The organism is Pedobacter suwonensis (assembly GCF_007833675.1).
In the GTDB taxonomy this organism is placed as follows: domain Bacteria; phylum Bacteroidota; class Bacteroidia; order Sphingobacteriales; family Sphingobacteriaceae; genus Pedobacter; species Pedobacter suwonensis.
Genome location: NZ_CP031708.1, coordinates 728267 through 744472, shown reverse-complemented (window position 1 = coordinate 744472; position 16206 = coordinate 728267). Strand labels below are relative to the sequence as shown.

Sequence of the window (16206 nt, the reverse complement as noted above, 5' to 3'; positions counted from 1 at the left end):
CAGCTACATTATGGAAGCCTCATTGAGCGAGCAGCGACTAAATTTTTTAAGACAATCAACTGGCAAAGTTATTACAGGTTCGCCTTCTAACTTTATGAACTGGCTGGCGCCAGTTTTAATTAAAGCAGAATATGGGATTTTGGTGTGCCAATATACGATCCGAAAAGAAATGACCAATCCATATCAGATTTTGCATGGCGGTGTAACCGCAGGTATTATTGATGATCTGATTGGTGCAACGGTTTTTACGATGGGATTAAACGATCGGTATACCACTGTAAATAATTACATCGACTATTTTGCAACAGCAAGTGAGGGCGACGAAGTGGTTGCAGAAACGTCAATCGTGAAAAGAGGACGTACGATTCTAAATCTGCAATGTGAACTATCTTTGCCTTCAAAAAAACGGTTGATTGCGAAAGGTTATTCGAACATGTTAAACATAGGTTAAATTAAGTTACAACGCTTAAGAATAAGTTGTTAATTCCTTTATATTAACAAAACATTCTCATCTAGATTTTGTTGTAAATTAACCTAAAATATAATGAGCCATGTTAGAAAATTATTCCACTCTGCAATTTAACGTGAGAGGCAAAATTTTTAAGGGATTTTGCATGCGTATTCAAGATGATTTTCATGAAACTTATGCTGTAATTTTAGACGGTTACCATTCTTTCTGTATCTGGTTAGATAATAAGTCGGAAAAATGGTGTGCTTCGAAAAATGCGGTGATTGATCCAGACGCGATTAATGAAATTATCAATAGAATATCTCCCAAACTCCCTGCTAGTATTGCATAATAAACATTTGAGGCATAACGCTTCTGTTTATTTTAAGATATTAACATCCCTGTCAGATGAATTCTGGCAGGGATTTTTTTTAGTATTTTCCTATGTTGTCATGCTGAATGCAATGAAGAAGCTTTATCAAAGCTAAACCTGAAAGCTATAATCCGATAGCGAAGCCAATGTTGGATGTCGTCGACAGGTAATAATTCGGTCCCGTAAACTATGACTTTGGCACCAATTCACCAATGACTAATGACCAATTCACTAATGACCAATGACCAATGAACAATTCACCAATGAAGAATCGCTAATAACCAATTCACCCAAACTAAGCAAAAAACATGTAACTGAGTGCAATTGCCGTACAAACGCCAACCAGATCAGCCAGTAACATCGAGCCTATGGCATAACGCGTATTTTTTATTCCAACAGCGCCAAAGTAAACTGCTACCACATAAAAGGTCGTATCTGAAGCGCCCTGAAAAACTCCCGAAAGCTTACTGGCAAATGAATCAGGTCCGCTTGAAATCATTGTACTCACCATCATACCGCGGGCCGCACCACCACTTAGCGGCCTGATTAAGGCTGTAGGCAGGGCGTCGACAAATTTGGTGTCGGCTCCAAAGAATACGAACAAACTTTTAATCCCACTCATCACCACATCAAAAGTTCCGCTTGTCCTCAGCATGCTTACGGCTACCAAAATACCCACCAGGTAAGGGATAATTTTCAGTGCCGTTTCAAATCCACCCTTAGCGCCATCAATAAAAGCATCAAAAACATCTATTTTTTTATACAGGGCACCCAATACAATCAATAAAAAAATCAGTAAAATTATACCTCCGCTCAATAAGCCGGAAAATGATTTTATACTTTCTGCATTTAACTTGCTTACATACCAAACCAGCAAACCTATTATAGCTGATATACCAAGTACCCAGGTAATGATAACGGGTTGAAGTAAATTTATTTTCTGCCTAAAAGATACAATAAGCATTGCAGCCATGGTACCTACAAAGGTTACAATTAAACAGGGGATAAAAATATCGGTAGGGTCTTGCGCATTTTGGGTAGACCTGATGGCAATTACACTGACCGGAATTAAACATAAACCGGCGGCGTGCAGGCATAAAAACATAATCTGTGAGTTGCTGGCCACTTCCTTATTGGGATTCAGCTCCTGCAAACTTTCCATGGCCTTTATACCGAACGGTGTGGCTGCATTATCTAAGCCTAACAAATTGGCAGAGAAATTCATGATCATATGACCCATAGAAGGGTGTCCTTTCGGAATCTCAGGAAAAAGTTTCGAAAAAAAAGGACCTATAATTCTGGATAGCAAACGGATACCACCTGCTTTTTCTGCAATGCTCATTAAGCCCATAAATAAAGCTAATGTTCCTACTAGTTTAATGCAAAGGTCTACCGCAATCCAGCAGGTTTCGATAATGCCATCTAATTTTAAAGGATTTAAAGGGTCGGATGATTTGCCGATTACCATCCAGTTAAATATATCGCTGTGTCCGAAGAAGAAACACTTAATACTTGCCACAACAATAGCTATAATAATAAATGCCGACCAGATTCTGCTTAATGCCATTAGGATTGTTTAGTTTTATTTGATGCGTGAAAATAGTTTTTTTAAGCTGAAATTCATAAGAATCGTTGTTCTATTTACGATCTTCATGCTGAAGTTGTTTCCAGCATCTTTCCCGCTGAATAGACCCTGAAATAAATCCGATAGGAGTTATTTCAGGGTGACGATCGCAAGTATACATCAGACTAATCCATCATACCTCTAAACAGAAAATCCATGGCAAATAATAAATATACTATCAACCATGGACTTCGGTCTTCTAATCTAGGATTAACTACGGTTTATCATCTGTTAACTCAAAACCCCATGTTTTTCCTTTTTCGGTAGCCGGAATTCCAATTGTCATCCAGGCCGGAGCTTTGGTGCCTTTTAAATAATAATCGAAAAACTGTTGTTCACGGATCTGAATATCTTTCCGGTTCTGGCGTTGAACCAGGTTATGCGCTTCACCATTATAGTTTAGCATCCAAACCGGTTTACCTAAACGGCGCAGGGCGGTGAACATTTCGATGCCCTGGTACCATGGCACTGCACCATCTGCATCATTAGCCATAATTACAACCGGGGTATTTACCTTTGGTAGCATAAACAATGGAGAATTTTCGATATATAACTCTGGTTTTTCCCAAAGGGTTGCACCAATGCGACTTTGTGTTTTTTCATACTGGAACTGACGGTTCATACCGGTTTCCCAACGGATACCACCATAAGCAGAAGTCATGTTCACTACAGGTGCACCTGCCCAGGCAGCCGCATACATATCGTTTTGCGTAATAAGGTAAGCCACCTGGTAACCGCCCCAGCTTTGACCTTGAATACCAATTTTGCTGCCATCTACCCAACTGTTTTTCTTCAGGCTTTCTACACCTGAATTGATGAACTCAACTGCCGATTTTCCCGGGTGTCCGGTTTCATAACTGATATCTGGTGCAAACACCAGGTAGCCGTTACTTACAAAGTAGGAAATATTTAAGCGGGATGGGGTAGGTGCTGGTGCTTGGTAGGTGTATAAACCATCCGTTAATTTTTCGTAGAAATAAGCAATCATCGGATATTTTTTATTTGGATCGAAATTTTCCGGTTTGTACAAAATCCCTTCAGCTTTATAACCTTTCGGTGTAGTCCACTTCACCAATTCTGCAGTACCCCAATTGTAGTTTTTTTGTTGCGGATTGGTATTACTCAATTTGGTTTCAGTTTTGAAATCAGTAGTGATGTAAACATTTGGCGATTCTACATAATTGGCTTTATCGTAGATGTAAACATCAGCATCTTTAGCTTTTGTGAGGCCGGAATACTTAAATTTTGCCATTACAACTGGTTCGGGTGCTTTAGCAGTGCCTACGTTAGTGCGGTAAAAGCCGTTTTCTTTGGTCAGATTATTAAAGGCAGATAACCAAACCAATTCATTTGCTTTAACAAACTTACTGGCATTTCTTTCTGTTCTGTCTGTCCGTACGTTCTCGTAACGGAAGGTGATGTTGTTTGCTCTTCCAAAGCCTGCAGTGATATTTTTCGGTGCCGATTTTCCATCTGGCGAAAACGACCATATATCATATTTATCATTAATCAGGACCGCTTTATCGCCCTCGGTCCAGGTGGCTAAACCATAGGCAGAAGGAAGGTCTGGTACATCGTTTTCTTCATCAACAAACTTTTCAGTTAGGCCTGCGGTTAAAACGGTAACCTTTCCGCTGGCTACCTGATAAGTGTTCCAGATGCCTAGTTTCCGATCGAAGTAAAGGATATAATTCCCCCCGGGTGATGCCAAAGCGTAACCGTTAAGGTTTTCGATGATTTTCTTTCTCTGGCCGTTTTTGGTGTCAACCAGGTAGTAATCTTTTGAAGTTGAACCGCTCCATTGCGATTCGATCCGCCTGCCATAATCGGTAGAAGCCAAAACCTGCGCTGCATCACCTTCAGCGATGATACTGGCATCAGGTAGTTTTATATCGGTTAGCGGAATTACTTTTGGATCACTGCTGTAAACATCAATAACCGATAAATAACTTTTTTTGCTGTCCCTTTCTGCATTTTTAAGCTGCATCGGTTGCAAATAATCATCTTTATAATTCCACACATCAACTTTAGCCACTTCAAAATCTACTATTGTGGTGTCTTTTGGTTTTTTAACAGGCGATATACCAAAATATAACTTCTTCCCATCTTTGCTAAAAGCAATTTTGCCATCACCATTAACCGACCATTTCGCTGGTAGTCCGGGCATATCAAAATCAACCAGGATCTGCGCCGTGTCAAGTGTTAACGAGCTATAATAAATATTGTAGTCTTTTATTTCCTTTTTTTCCGGACTTTGTTCACCTACAAATGCCACGTGTTCGCTTTCTTCATCAAAAGTGAAATTCTTAAAACTTCCTTTACCTTTAATCAGCGTTTTTAAAGTGCCTTTTTCAGTGTTGAGCAAGAATACGCCCTGTGGAGCCGTTTTGTCTTTTTTAGATCCACTGCAGGCAAAAACCAATTGTTTGCCATCTTTGCTGAAGTAGTAATCAGTAACATACTTAAAGGTCTTGTCAGTTCCTGTTATAAGGTTTTTTACCACCAGATCTGTTCCTTCTTCGGTTTTACCTTTTCCGGCAGGCTCATCATCAGCAAAATCAGTTTCGCCATCTTTTTTTTCAACAGGTTTCATGGCTTTTTGCGCGGTATCAGGTTTTTCAGTTAAATAGGCCAATACACCAGTGCCTTCTTCCGGGAATTTGAAAGATTTTACCCTGGGTACTTTTGTTACCGCATTATTGGTAAGGTTGGCAATCCCTAATGAATCTTTTGGTAATTCGTCTGACTTTTTCTTTTTGATTTTGGCCTGACGCAGCTCTTTATTTAGCGGACGGATGTTGAAAGCCGCAAATTTAGAATCATTGCTAAATTGCGCATTCATCCCTCTGGGAACATTTATTTTGATATTTGTTTTAATATTGGCAAGGTATAACTGCGCATCTCCTTCCTGCTGTAAGATGCTGTACATCGCCCATTGGCCATTATTTGATAATTGCTTTGTGCCTATTGATTCCCAGGTATCATACACCGAATGATCCAAAGGTTTCTTTTGTGCGTAGGCAAAGCTGACAACGAAAAACAGAATAACAGTTAGTCTCTTTTGCATTTTAAATTAATTAGTTTGTTGATTTAATCTTCTAAAATTGGAAAATTTTAGCTTATTCGGAAACTTGTATATCAAATATTACAATTTAAAGCATTATTTGGAAAGGCAGAGGTTAAAGGGGAGAAGATTAGGCGGTGTGGGCACAAGCGCCTAATGCCATGCACCATCGCTCAGCCCAAAACAGAAATCCCCGGTTACTTAAAAGTAACCGGGGATTTCTGTTTGGAATAAAACAAGATTATTTCTTGGTTTGTTGTTGTTGCTGCTGACGCATATAGTCATCTAAACGCTGTTGGAATTTAGATTTTTTCTTTTTCTCATCAACCGGTCTGGCTTTGTTCTGCTGGATTAAAGCATGGATTTTTTCATCGTCAACCATTTTGCGGATCAGGAACTGCTGTCCGAAAGTCATTAAGTTGGCTAAGAAATAATAATAGTTTAATCCGGCTGGATAGCTGTTTAATACGCCTAAGAAAATGATTGGCATGATGTAACCGATATATTTCATCTGGCCCGTAGCACCAGAAACCTGGTTGTTGAAATACGTCATGATCAGCGTTGATACCGTCATCAATACACACATTAAGCTTAAGTGATCACCAATGAAAGGGATTTTTACGCCAAATTTGATAAACTCATCATAGGTTGATAAATCTTTCATCCAAAGGAAACTCTCACCTCTTAACTCAAACAGGTTAGGGAAAAAGAAGAAAAACGCCATTACCAAAGGCAACTGTAGTACCATTGGCAAACAACCGCCAAGTGGGTTTACACCTGCTTTTTTGTACAGTTTTAAATACTCCTGCTGAACCAATGTTGGGTTATCTTCACCTACTTTAGCTTTAATTTCGTCCATTTCTGGTTTCAATACCCTCATTTTAGCCATTGAAAGGTATGACTTGTAGGTAAGCGGCGATAAGGCCACTTTTAACAAAATAGTCAGTACCAGGATGATTAAACCGTAGTTCCAGCCAAAGCTGTTTAAGAAATTGAATACCGGTAATACAATAAAGCGGTTAATGTATTTTAAAGGCCAGTAACCCATATCAACCTGCTGTTCCAGATCGTATCCCTGTGCTTTTAGCGCAGAGAATTTGTTGGTACCAAAATAAAACTCCATTTCATAAACCTGGTTTGCACTATGCGTATATGGCAGTTGCATATTGGCATCGTAGAATTTTACCTGGCCCGGAGCGGTTGGAATTTTAACCTCCAAACTTCCTTTTTCGAAAGCTTGTTTGGCTATTAATGATGCCGAGAAAAAGTGCTGTTTGAAAGAGAACCACTGGATTTTACCTTTTGATAATTCTTCTTTTTCATCTTTAGAAACACTTAAATGGTTTACATCGCCATCTAAATATTTATAATATGGTGCAGAATAACGGTGTTCGCTTTCGATGGATTTTTCTTGTTGCAGTAAAGTAGTCTGCCAGTTTAAACCGATGCTATTGCCAGCAATTACCTGCTGCAAACCAACCAGATTAATGTTAAAAGCAACTTTGTTACTTAATGCTTTTAAATCATAAACATACTCTACATAAGCATTTGCACCATAATTGGCGCGCATGGTAACCGTACTGCCGGTTTTAGTTGGTGTAAAGTATAAATCGTTAGTATTGATTACCTTAGCGGCAGCGTTAAGATTTAAACCAAATTTATTCTGGTTACCATCAAATAAAATAACCGGTTTGCCGGTAAAGGTTTTTTGTCCTTTAACTTCAACTGAGGTAATTTTACCACCTTTATTACTTAAAGTAATTAATAAATTTTCGTTTTCCAGCACAGTATTGGCTTCCGTGCCGTTTAAGGCCGTACCAAAAGGACCTTTTAATGCTGCAGAATCTACCGCAGGGTTAGTCAGTGCAGCTGTTTTAGTGGTGTCTTTTTGTGCAGGTGCAATACCGGCTTTTTTCAAAGAATCTAAACGCTCTGTTTCTTTGGCTTTTTTTATTTCGGCCTCGTTCGGCTTCAAAAAGTAGAATGATCCTGCCAAAATGATCATAATCAGGAACAGTCCTGTAAAGGTATTTCTATCCATTATTTATGTATGTACTGCTTTTAATTCGTTTTCTTTTTTGCAAACTCCATTGCAGCGGCGACAAATTTAACAAAAAGTGGGTGAGGATTAGCAACTGTTGATTTTAATTCTGGGTGAAACTGTCCGCCAACGAAAAACGGATGGTTTTTAAGCTCTACAATTTCAACTAAATTGGTTTGTGGATTGATGCCGGATGCCGTCATACCCGCATCTTCATACTGCTTTAAGTAAGCATTATTAAATTCGTAACGGTGACGATGGCGCTCATTGATATGTGACTTGCCGTAAATAGAATAAGCTTTTGTACCTTTTTTGATATCGCAAGGGTATGAGCCTAAACGCATGGTACCACCTTTATTGGTTACTTTTTTCTGCTCTTCCATCATATTGATAACCGGATTTGCTGAATTTTCTTCTATTTCGGTAGTATGCGCATCTTTCAAGCCTAAAACATTACGTCCAAATTCGATAACGGCACATTGCATACCTAAACAGATTCCAAAGAAAGGCACATTATTTTCACGAACGTATTTTATGGCATCGATTTTACCTTCTATACCACGGCTACCAAAACCAGGCGCCACTAAAACGCCTTGTAAATGACCCAGTTTTTCTTTTACGTTATCAGGGAAAATACCCTCAGAGTGAATATATTCTACCCTGACTTTACATTCATTTTTCGAACCTGCGTGTACAAAAGATTCGATAATTGATTTGTATGCATCCGGTAGCTCTACATATTTACCAATCAAGCCGATTTTTACTTCAGCAGTCGGATTTTTTAAACGGCCAAGGAAATCTTTCCAGCTTTCCATATCCGGATCGTTTTTTGTCGGCAGTTTTAATTTCGATAAAACCGTTTTATCCAGTTGTTCTTTTAACATCAGTAAAGGCACATCGTAAATGGTAGATGCATCCATTGATTCGATTACGGCATTGATGTTAACGTTACAGAACAAGGCTATTTTTTTTCTCAGGTCAGCACTCAAATGGTGTTCGGTACGGCAAACCAAAATATCTGGTTGTATACCATACTCCAGTAATGCTTTAACAGAGTGTTGTGTTGGCTTTGTTTTTAACTCACCTGCAGCAGCCAGATAAGGAACCAGAGTTAAGTGGATTACAATGGCATTGCTACTGCCTTCTTCCCATTTAAACTGACGAACAGCTTCGATAAATGGCAAAGATTCGATATCACCAACTGTACCACCTAACTCAGTAATCACAATATCGTATTCGCCACTTTCGCCCAGAATACGCATGTTGCGTTTTATTTCATCGGTAATATGTGGAACAACCTGTACCGTTTTGCCCAGGTATTCACCTTTGCGTTCTTTACTGATTACATTTTGGTAGATGCGGCCGGTAGTGATGTTATTGGCCTGTGAAGTCGGAACGTTAAGAAAACGTTCGTAATGACCAAGATCCAGATCGGTTTCGGCACCATCTTCTGTCACAAAGCATTCGCCATGTTCGTATGGATTCAATGTTCCTGGATCGATATTAATGTACGGATCGAATTTCTGAATGGTTACACGGTAGCCACGTGCCTGTAAAAGTTTAGCTAAAGATGCGGAAATGATGCCCTTACCTAAAGAGGAAGTTACACCGCCCGTAACAAAAATATACTTTGTCATGATTGATAATTTGTGATATCAAGCAGGCTTTTGAGGCCTGCTTAATTGTTTTTGTACGGGATACAAAGGTAAGAAAAAAAAATACGGCTTTTAGGCTGTGATTAGAATATTTTTTGTAGCTATTATCTGTTTGATATTGAAAGTTTTAACAAAAAAAATGCTGATTTAAAGAAATAATGAATAAAGTTCCTTTTTAATATCTTCTATCTTTCTCGGGTTCTTTTTATCATCATAACGGGTATAAAGATCAATCAATTTTTTTAAATCTTTTTCCGAATCGGTTTTCTTTCCTTTTGTTGGCGGACTGATGTTTAAGATCGGGACGTTTTTCGCTTCTATCCTGGTGGCAAACCAGGTGGTATTGTAACGTGGTATGGCTAAACCCAATATCATTCCGGGTAAACCGGTAAAGCCTTCCGGGCCGCCTTTTAATAAAATTTCATCCGTATAAAAGGCCACTACGGTAATCGTATCATTGATCTTCGCGATAGCTTTTCTGCATTCATAACCGGCAATGTTACGCAGGTCGTGCATAATTTTCCACTTCAGACCCGGGATGGTATCCTTCAGGATAAAATCATCGCCCATAATACTTTTTTTCTTCACACGTTTGCTTTTCGCCAAATCTGTAAACAGTTCATCCGTATTGTCAGAACTGAAGAAGAAGGCATTATCGCCTAAACTCTCCTTTGGTTTAGCCCGGTAAACCGAGGTGCTGTCATTGAAACTGTATTCCCAGTTGGTGGTGCGGTATTTACCCATTTTCTCTCTGGCCTCATCAGTCAGCCACTGGTTATTGGCTAGTTGCTCTTTAATGTTCACCTTTTTCTCAAAAGTAATTTTCGCACTTCTGATGAATACTGTTTGTGCATGAACCATCTGCAGACCTAAAATTAGATTGAAGATCAGCCAGAACGTAGCTAAATTATTTCTTTTCATTTTTAACAAAATTGCCGTTTAAATTATAAACCACACCTATCAATACATATCTTGGAATAAAGCTGTTAGTGCTTTCTCCTATACTGTTCCCGTTTACATAACGGTTATAGCCAACCCTTTGGCCCAGGATATCGGAAATTGAAGCCCTGATCTCCATTTCTTCAGCCTTTAGCATCCTTTTAGAAAGATAGGCATTCCATATAGCAATGTTTACCGGGCGGGCAAATGATGCATTGGCCGGTTGGTAAGATAAGGATACGGAAGTATTGAATTCCGTACTATAGGGTAGATTGATGTTCCCTGAAATCTCATGATCATGACGGAAGTTCTTCCCATCATTAACCGTGCCGATGGTAGAACGGCTTTTGGAGAAATTTAGGGAAACATTGTATTCCAGGCTAAACTTATCATGATAGATACTGATCCGTGGTCTTAAGGACATGCTGCTCCGGCTGGTTTTATTTAATTCTTTATTCAGGATAGAAACGTCCTGGTTATAGTTATAATTGAAACCCAGATTCGTATTCAGGTGGATCTTGCTGAAACTTTTCCCGATACTACCGCCCGCATAGAGGCTCTTTCCTCCATTCAGGTTGACAAAAGTGGTCACAGTTTTGTTAGATTGATCAACTGTGGTGCTGGAAGCTACCGCATTTTGCACAAAATTATAACCCAGATAACTGTAGGCAAAAATTTCAGATTTCTGCTGATAGGTATTGATGTTGAGGTTGAAGTTATTGTTGAATGATGGCCTAAGGTTAGGGTTGCCGATTAATGTGTATAAAGGACTATTCACCTGCCTTAATGGTTGCAGCTGCTCAATATCAGGCTGATTGGTGCTCCCGTTATAACCGGCGGAGATGCTGCCGCTCCGGCCCAGTTTATAACTCAGGCTCGTTTCGGGTGCCCAGTTGATATAGGAGCGGTTCACCTGGCGGTTCCTGTCTACATCGTCCAGGTGGAAAGTGGTTTGAATGGCCTGTGTTCCGCCGCGTAGCGTAAACTTTTTGCCCTTGTACTGCAATACCGCATTCCCGACATTGGAAAAGTTATTGAATTCGAAAAAATTACTTAATGAATCGATTTTCTGGTTACCCAGATCGCGGTTGTAGGTGTACTTCTTGCTGCTGGAGCGGATGGTTTTAAAACTATATCCTGCCTGTAACGAGAGCCTTTTGCTCAGGGGCTCGGTATAAGAAATCCGCGAGGCCAGTGAAGTTTTGCTCGATTGGTCGTCATTCAGGTAGTTTCGGCGATCCGGAGTCAGCATCACACCCGTAGAATCAAAAAGATTTGTCTGGTTCAGGCTATTCCGTTCATTGTTATTCCGGTTGTTTTCCGGCTGTAGGTCTACCGTTAAAATCCGCCCTTTGGTTTTAAATTTCTTCACATAGCCGATATTACCGTTAAAGGCTTCACTTTTGCCGTTAGAATCCCCATTTTCGCTGTTGCTATTTACCATAATGCCCCGTCCGTTTTTCGTTTCGCTGTTGCTGAAACTGCCGGACGAACTGCGTTGCTGGCGTGCCCCGAAAGAAATCTTCAGGTTCGATAGCGAATCGAGCTTGAACTCTGTACTTCCACGCAAGCTTTGCCCTGTCGTGCGGTTTTCTTCCCGGCTTGCGCCCTGACTTAAAAAGGTGGTGCCATTTGGAATCAGCGATTCATTACGACTGGTGCTTTCGTTAAATGAACTGTTATCCGCTCCTTTGAAGTTCAGTTTCATACCCAGCTTATTGTCCTTCCATTTATTGGAAAAATGCGCACCATAAGTTGTAATATTCGGAATACCGCCCCCAGGCCTGAAATCATCATCATCATTGTTGCCATAGCTGATCATAACAGAACTGCCATCATCACCAACCTCGATCACATCATATTCATCACCCTTCAGGCGGCTCATGGCATTGTTGGTTTTAGATTCAGTACTGATGTTGTTGTTGAAACCAAAAGCGGCCACTTTCAATTTCTCCTTATAAACTCCCGCCATCGCACCTAAGTTGCGGTATTTATTCAGGTCGCTGCTCGCTTCCGTTGTACTGATATAGCCATTTTTAGCATTCTCCTTCAGTTTCACGTTGATCACCTTTTCTTTTGAATCTTCTTCCTTAATGCCCGTCAGCTCCTCGTTTTTACTCTTTTTATCATATACTTCCACTTCGTTTACTGCATTGGCTTTTAGGTATTTCTGCGCGAGAAGCGGATCATCACCAAAAAATTCTTCCCCATCTACCAGCAAGGTATTTACATCCTTACCACCGGCTTTGATGGCACCGTTTTTATCTACCTCAATTCCAGGTAACCGCCTCAACAGATCCTGTAAGTTGGCATGTGGTTTTACGGCAAAACTATCAGCCTGGTACGTTATCGTATCGCCTTTCATCCTGATGGCTTGTTTTTGTGCCTTAATCGTTACTTCATTCAAAAGGGTGGCTTTATTATCCATTGCAATTGTACCCAGGTTAAATTTTGATGAATCTGACAATTGGATATCTCTGATATAGTCGGCCATTTTAGGGTAGGTGATGACCAAGGTGTAATTGCCTTTTTTTAGGTTGGCCAGTTCAAACTCGCCGTTTCCTTTGGCTCTGGCATCCCTGACCAGAACAGAATCCTTGCTGTTAATGAGCAGTATTGAACTGTTTGAAAGATTTCTTTTTTCTACAGTGTCGACTACAACACCTTTAATGTTGGCTTTTTGAGCTAAGGCAGGAAGAAATAGTGCCGAAAGTATAAATACGGTGAGGAGATTTTTGAGCATGTACAGAGAAAACGTTGATAAATAGTTGTTTGGCTATGGTGCGTGAAAATACAACTATTTGATTAGTTTAGCTAAAATACTTGCAATATTTTTTTTAGGGTTGAGTTTGACGGTTTACGACATTGGTTTTTATTTTCGAATCAATTTTCTGATCAATACAATCTGCCCCAGATGGTAATAACTGTGTTCTATAACAGCTTCTATATTTCGCAGATAGGTACTGTACTTTTCATCTACAAATACCTCATCCAATTTTTCGTCAGGCATTTTTTCCACTTCATCAGCAAAGGCGGCCGCATTGGCCAGCAATTTCTTAACCAGTTGTTTCCATTCAGCTTCAGCATGGATAGGGGGCAGGTCGAAACTATATTGATCTTTAATTTCCAGAAGACCGCCGTTAAATACATTTAGAATGCCTGATAAATAATAATTGATATGATAAGTTAAGGCAGCAATCGTATTTAAGTCACCTACCTGCCGAACGGCATGTTCCCAATTAATGCTTTGTAATTGATCTTTATAATTGGTATTGGCTATCCAATAACCGCTTATGAAAATTTCTCTTAATCGATTTGCAATAAATTCAGGCCTTTTCATTTCTAAATTTCTGAGCTTAGATACCAGCTAGCAGCAATTATAGTAAACCTTTACCTTCTGCTCTTTCTCGCTCCAGGCGATGTAAATGTTGTTTTCTTTTCCTAAACGATATTTAAAGCCATTTAGGCCTGATTTTTTTAACTCTTCATAAAGGGCTTTATCTGGAGTATACTTATCGGCTTTATCATCCGGCATAACGGCAGGCTCAAGAAAATTTTCATCACTAAAAAAATCATCGGCGATGGTTTTTAAGAAAACAATCTGGTCTTTCTCCTTTGAAAGATCAATATTTGGATCTGTGCTACCCAATAATTCAGTGCCTTTGATTTTGGTATTGTAAATTTCTTTTCCGTCAGCATTTTTGATCGTAAAATTCAATACCATTTCCTCTGGTTTTCTGCCGGTTAGTTCTATTTTAAAGGTATCGAGTGTTTTTAAATCGGAAAACGATTTGGCTACGCTTTGATTGATATTTTTGAATTCGACGGCACCTGATTCTTTGCCCTGTTTAGATTGACAGGCAGAAAATACAATGAAGCAGCAAACCATAAAGATCGGTAGTTTTCTCATGTTCCTAAAATACAAATTTTAAGTTTATTACAATTCAGGCTATTTAAAATAATATCCGGAAGTGAATAATTGTATCGGTATTTCCAATAATTATTTAAATTTGCGTAACTGGTTACGTAATTAATTATTTTTATGGGATTTTTTGATGAAATAGGTAAAGTAGCGATCGGAAGCAGATTAAGAATGTTGACCGATAAAGTGACTGAAGATGCTGCACAGATTTATAAATTGTATCATATTGATATGCAGCCCAAATGGTTTCCGGTATTTTACGCGTTGACCAGAGAGCGGGAAAAAACGATTACCGAACTGGCCAAAGCCATTGGCCATTCTCACCCTTCGGTTAGTAAAATCATCAGTGAAATGCTTAAAAAAGATTATGTTAAAGAAAATAAGGACGAAACTGATAGACGTAGAAATGTGATAAGTCTTTCTAAAAAAGGAATGAAAATTTCAGCAGCACTAGAGGATCAGCTTATAGATGTGAATGCGGCAATTGAAGAAATATCTGCACAAGCACAACACAAACTTTGGGAAGCAATAGGAGAGTGGGAATTTTTATTGGAACAAAAAAGCTTGTTAAGAAGGGTTACGGAAAAGAAAAAAGAACGCGATGGTGGTAAAGTTGAAATTATAGATTACAAACCTGAACACCATGAGGTTTTCAGGTTATTAAATGTAGAATGGATTTCGAAGTATTTTACCATGGAAGAATCTGATTATAAAGCTCTGGATGATCCTCAGGGCTACATATTAGATAAAAGGAGGTTTTATATTGGTTGCGCTTTATGGAGGTGAAGCCTTAGGCGCTTGTGCGCTAATTAAGATGAATGACGGAGAATATGATTTCGAACTGGCTAAAATGGCCGTATCGCCAAAAGCCCAGGGAAAAAATGTAGGATTTCTATTGGCAAAGGCAATTATCGAAAAAGCAAAATCATTAGGTGCAGCTAAAATCTACCTGGAAAGCAACACCATTCTAAAACCGGCCATCAATCTTTACCATAAACTGGGTTTCCAAAAGGTACCAGGTAAGCCTACGCCATACGCGAGATGTAATATACAGATGGAACTTAATTTGAATTAGTTTCATGCTATACTGAATTCATTTCAGTATCGTAATTGTATAAAACCCTGGAATAAATTTAGTGTGACGAAATTTTTAGATGCTGTAATAGTTAGGGTAACTTCAAAGCTTTCAATAACTTATTCAATTTTAGTAAATCCTCTGGTGTATCTATTGCAACGGTTTCTAAATCAGTTGCTTTTGTCTGGATATAAAATCCATTTTCAATCCAGCGTAATTGCTCCAGGCTTTCGGCAATCTCTAAAGAAGAAGGCGGTAATTGGGTGATGGCTTTTAAGGCTTCGGTACGGTAGCCATAAATACCGATATGTTTATAAAATTGGTGCTTTTCAGCCCATACACCTGGTTCGCCATTTCTGATAAAAGGAATCGGGCTACGGCTAAAATACATGGCCCGGCCGTTTACGTCAATTACCACTTTCGGACTGTTCGGGTTATAAATGCTTTCCTGGCTTTGAATCGGTTTAATTAAAGTGGCCAAATCTACCTTGTCTGCTACAAAACAGCTGGCCAGTAAATCAATTTGTGCCGGCTCTATAAAAGGTTCATCGCCCTGAATATTAATAACAATATCAAAACCAGGCATTTTTTCAATTACTTCAGCACACCTGTCGGTTCCGCTTTGGTGGTGAGAAGCAGTAAATGCAAATTCTCCACCAAACCTCGTTACTTCATCCGCAATCCGCTCATCATCAGTAGCGACAATCACTTTTGATAAACTTTTTGCTTTCAAAGCCTGTTCGTATACCCGCTGGATCATTGTTTTTCCGGCTATATCAACCAATGGTTTTCCCGGAAAGCGGGTAGAGGCATAACGGGCAGGAATAATGCCTATCGCTTGTAGGTTTATGTCTGTCATATGCTATGCTGATAGAACTGGTAAAAAACAAAAGTAAAAATCAATCCGATAATGATGTAAGAAAGGGGATGGACAACATTAAGCGTCCAGCTCAATATTTTTACACGTTTGGGAACAATTAATCTATGGTCGTTTTTGTTGAAATAGAAAACTCGCCGTTTCCAGTTTTCCGCATTTTCTTCTTCAATATTTTTTTTCATAATTCT

14 protein-coding genes are annotated in these 16206 nt (G+C 39.3%); 4 read left to right on the top strand and 10 right to left on the bottom strand.

Annotated elements, in window-relative coordinates:
* The first annotated feature begins 10 nt into the window (after nucleotides 1–10).
* Both DV942_RS02995 and DV942_RS02990 read left to right on the top strand, forming a co-directional pair.
* Complete coding sequence (locus DV942_RS02995; RefSeq protein WP_186462408.1) at nucleotides 11–451, top strand: PaaI family thioesterase; 441 nt, start codon at nucleotides 11–13, stop codon at nucleotides 449–451.
* Between the two features lie 100 nt (nucleotides 452–551).
* The gene (locus tag DV942_RS02990) at nucleotides 552–800 is read left to right on the top strand and encodes a hypothetical protein (RefSeq protein ID WP_145855200.1); all 249 of its coding nucleotides are present in this window, start codon (nucleotides 552–554) and stop codon (nucleotides 798–800) included.
* A gap of 316 nt (nucleotides 801–1116) precedes the next feature.
* On the opposite strand, the gene DV942_RS02985 is transcribed toward DV942_RS02990, so the two are convergent.
* From DV942_RS02985 to DV942_RS02950, 8 genes are all read right to left on the bottom strand, one after another.
* On the bottom strand, nucleotides 1117–2388 hold the full coding sequence (locus DV942_RS02985) for a nucleoside recognition domain-containing protein (protein ID WP_090985612.1): 1272 nt from the start codon (nucleotides 2386–2388) through the stop codon (nucleotides 1117–1119).
* Between the two features lie 271 nt (nucleotides 2389–2659).
* Nucleotides 2660–5512 carry a S9 family peptidase gene (locus DV942_RS02980; RefSeq protein WP_145855198.1) on the bottom strand — a complete coding sequence of 951 codons (2853 nt, stop codon included), beginning with the start codon at nucleotides 5510–5512 and terminating at the stop codon, nucleotides 2660–2662.
* 238 nt (nucleotides 5513–5750) lie between these two features.
* The gene (gene yidC, locus DV942_RS02975) at nucleotides 5751–7550 is read right to left on the bottom strand and encodes a membrane protein insertase YidC (protein ID WP_145855196.1); all 1800 of its coding nucleotides are present in this window, start codon (nucleotides 7548–7550) and stop codon (nucleotides 5751–5753) included.
* A gap of 20 nt (nucleotides 7551–7570) precedes the next feature.
* Entirely contained in the window at nucleotides 7571–9187 is a 1617-nt protein-coding gene (locus DV942_RS02970) for a CTP synthase (RefSeq protein WP_090985618.1), read from the bottom strand.
* Nucleotides 9188–9352: 165 nt separating this feature from the next.
* Nucleotides 9353–10126, bottom strand: a complete 774-nt coding sequence (locus DV942_RS02965; RefSeq protein WP_145855194.1) for a GLPGLI family protein — start codon at nucleotides 10124–10126, stop codon at nucleotides 9353–9355.
* Entirely contained in the window at nucleotides 10113–12887 is a 2775-nt protein-coding gene (locus DV942_RS02960; protein ID WP_145855192.1) for an outer membrane beta-barrel protein, read from the bottom strand. The genes DV942_RS02965 and DV942_RS02960 overlap by 14 nt, the downstream gene beginning before the upstream one ends.
* 129 nt (nucleotides 12888–13016) lie before the next feature.
* Nucleotides 13017–13484 (bottom strand): DinB family protein, encoded by a 468-nt coding sequence (locus tag DV942_RS02955; protein ID WP_145855190.1) that lies wholly within the window; start codon nucleotides 13482–13484, stop codon nucleotides 13017–13019.
* A gap of 27 nt (nucleotides 13485–13511) precedes the next feature.
* Complete coding sequence (locus DV942_RS02950; protein WP_145855187.1) at nucleotides 13512–14054, bottom strand: hypothetical protein; 543 nt, start codon at nucleotides 14052–14054, stop codon at nucleotides 13512–13514.
* Nucleotides 14055–14186: 132 nt separating this feature from the next.
* Here DV942_RS02950 and DV942_RS02945 point away from each other — a divergent pair, with 132 nt between their 5' ends.
* Both DV942_RS02945 and DV942_RS23745 read left to right on the top strand, forming a co-directional pair.
* A complete protein-coding gene (locus DV942_RS02945; RefSeq protein WP_244950811.1) occupies nucleotides 14187–14852 on the top strand; it encodes a MarR family winged helix-turn-helix transcriptional regulator in 666 nt (221 codons plus the stop codon).
* A 28-nt stretch (nucleotides 14853–14880) separates the two neighbouring features.
* The gene (locus DV942_RS23745) at nucleotides 14881–15141 is read left to right on the top strand and encodes a GNAT family N-acetyltransferase (RefSeq protein WP_244950810.1); all 261 of its coding nucleotides are present in this window, start codon (nucleotides 14881–14883) and stop codon (nucleotides 15139–15141) included.
* A 91-nt stretch (nucleotides 15142–15232) separates the two neighbouring features.
* Here the strand turns inward: DV942_RS23745 and kdsB are convergent, their stop codons facing one another.
* Nucleotides 15233–16000 carry a 3-deoxy-manno-octulosonate cytidylyltransferase gene (gene kdsB / locus DV942_RS02940; protein ID WP_145855185.1) on the bottom strand — a complete coding sequence of 256 codons (768 nt, stop codon included), beginning with the start codon at nucleotides 15998–16000 and terminating at the stop codon, nucleotides 15233–15235.
* Nucleotides 15997–16200 (bottom strand): hypothetical protein, encoded by a 204-nt coding sequence (locus DV942_RS02935; protein ID WP_145855183.1) that lies wholly within the window; start codon nucleotides 16198–16200, stop codon nucleotides 15997–15999. The genes kdsB and DV942_RS02935 overlap by 4 nt, the downstream gene beginning before the upstream one ends.
* Nucleotides 16201–16206: the final 6 nt, after the last annotated feature.

Bases quoted from the DNA above. Each gene is read 5' to 3' on its own strand.
- DV942_RS02995 (WP_186462408.1), top strand. From the start codon at position 11: ATGGAAGCCTCATTGAGCGAGCAGCGACTAAATTTTTTAAGACAATCA.
- DV942_RS02990 (WP_145855200.1), top strand. From the start codon at position 552: ATGTTAGAAAATTATTCCACTCTGCAATTTAACGTGAGAGGCAAAATT.
- DV942_RS02985 (WP_090985612.1), bottom strand. From the start codon at position 2,388: ATGGCATTAAGCAGAATCTGGTCGGCATTTATTATTATAGCTATTGTT.
- DV942_RS02980 (WP_145855198.1), bottom strand. From the start codon at position 5,512: ATGCAAAAGAGACTAACTGTTATTCTGTTTTTCGTTGTCAGCTTTGCC.
- yidC (WP_145855196.1), bottom strand. From the start codon at position 7,550: ATGGATAGAAATACCTTTACAGGACTGTTCCTGATTATGATCATTTTG.
- DV942_RS02970 (WP_090985618.1), bottom strand. From the start codon at position 9,187: ATGACAAAGTATATTTTTGTTACGGGCGGTGTAACTTCCTCTTTAGGT.
- DV942_RS02965 (WP_145855194.1), bottom strand. From the start codon at position 10,126: ATGAAAAGAAATAATTTAGCTACGTTCTGGCTGATCTTCAATCTAATT.
- DV942_RS02960 (WP_145855192.1), bottom strand. From the start codon at position 12,887: ATGCTCAAAAATCTCCTCACCGTATTTATACTTTCGGCACTATTTCTT.
- DV942_RS02955 (WP_145855190.1), bottom strand. From the start codon at position 13,484: ATGAAAAGGCCTGAATTTATTGCAAATCGATTAAGAGAAATTTTCATA.
- DV942_RS02950 (WP_145855187.1), bottom strand. From the start codon at position 14,054: ATGAGAAAACTACCGATCTTTATGGTTTGCTGCTTCATTGTATTTTCT.
- DV942_RS02945 (WP_244950811.1), top strand. From the start codon at position 14,187: ATGGGATTTTTTGATGAAATAGGTAAAGTAGCGATCGGAAGCAGATTA.
- DV942_RS23745 (WP_244950810.1), top strand. From the start codon at position 14,881: ATGAATGACGGAGAATATGATTTCGAACTGGCTAAAATGGCCGTATCG.
- kdsB (WP_145855185.1), bottom strand. From the start codon at position 16,000: ATGACAGACATAAACCTACAAGCGATAGGCATTATTCCTGCCCGTTAT.
- DV942_RS02935 (WP_145855183.1), bottom strand. From the start codon at position 16,200: ATGAAAAAAAATATTGAAGAAGAAAATGCGGAAAACTGGAAACGGCGA.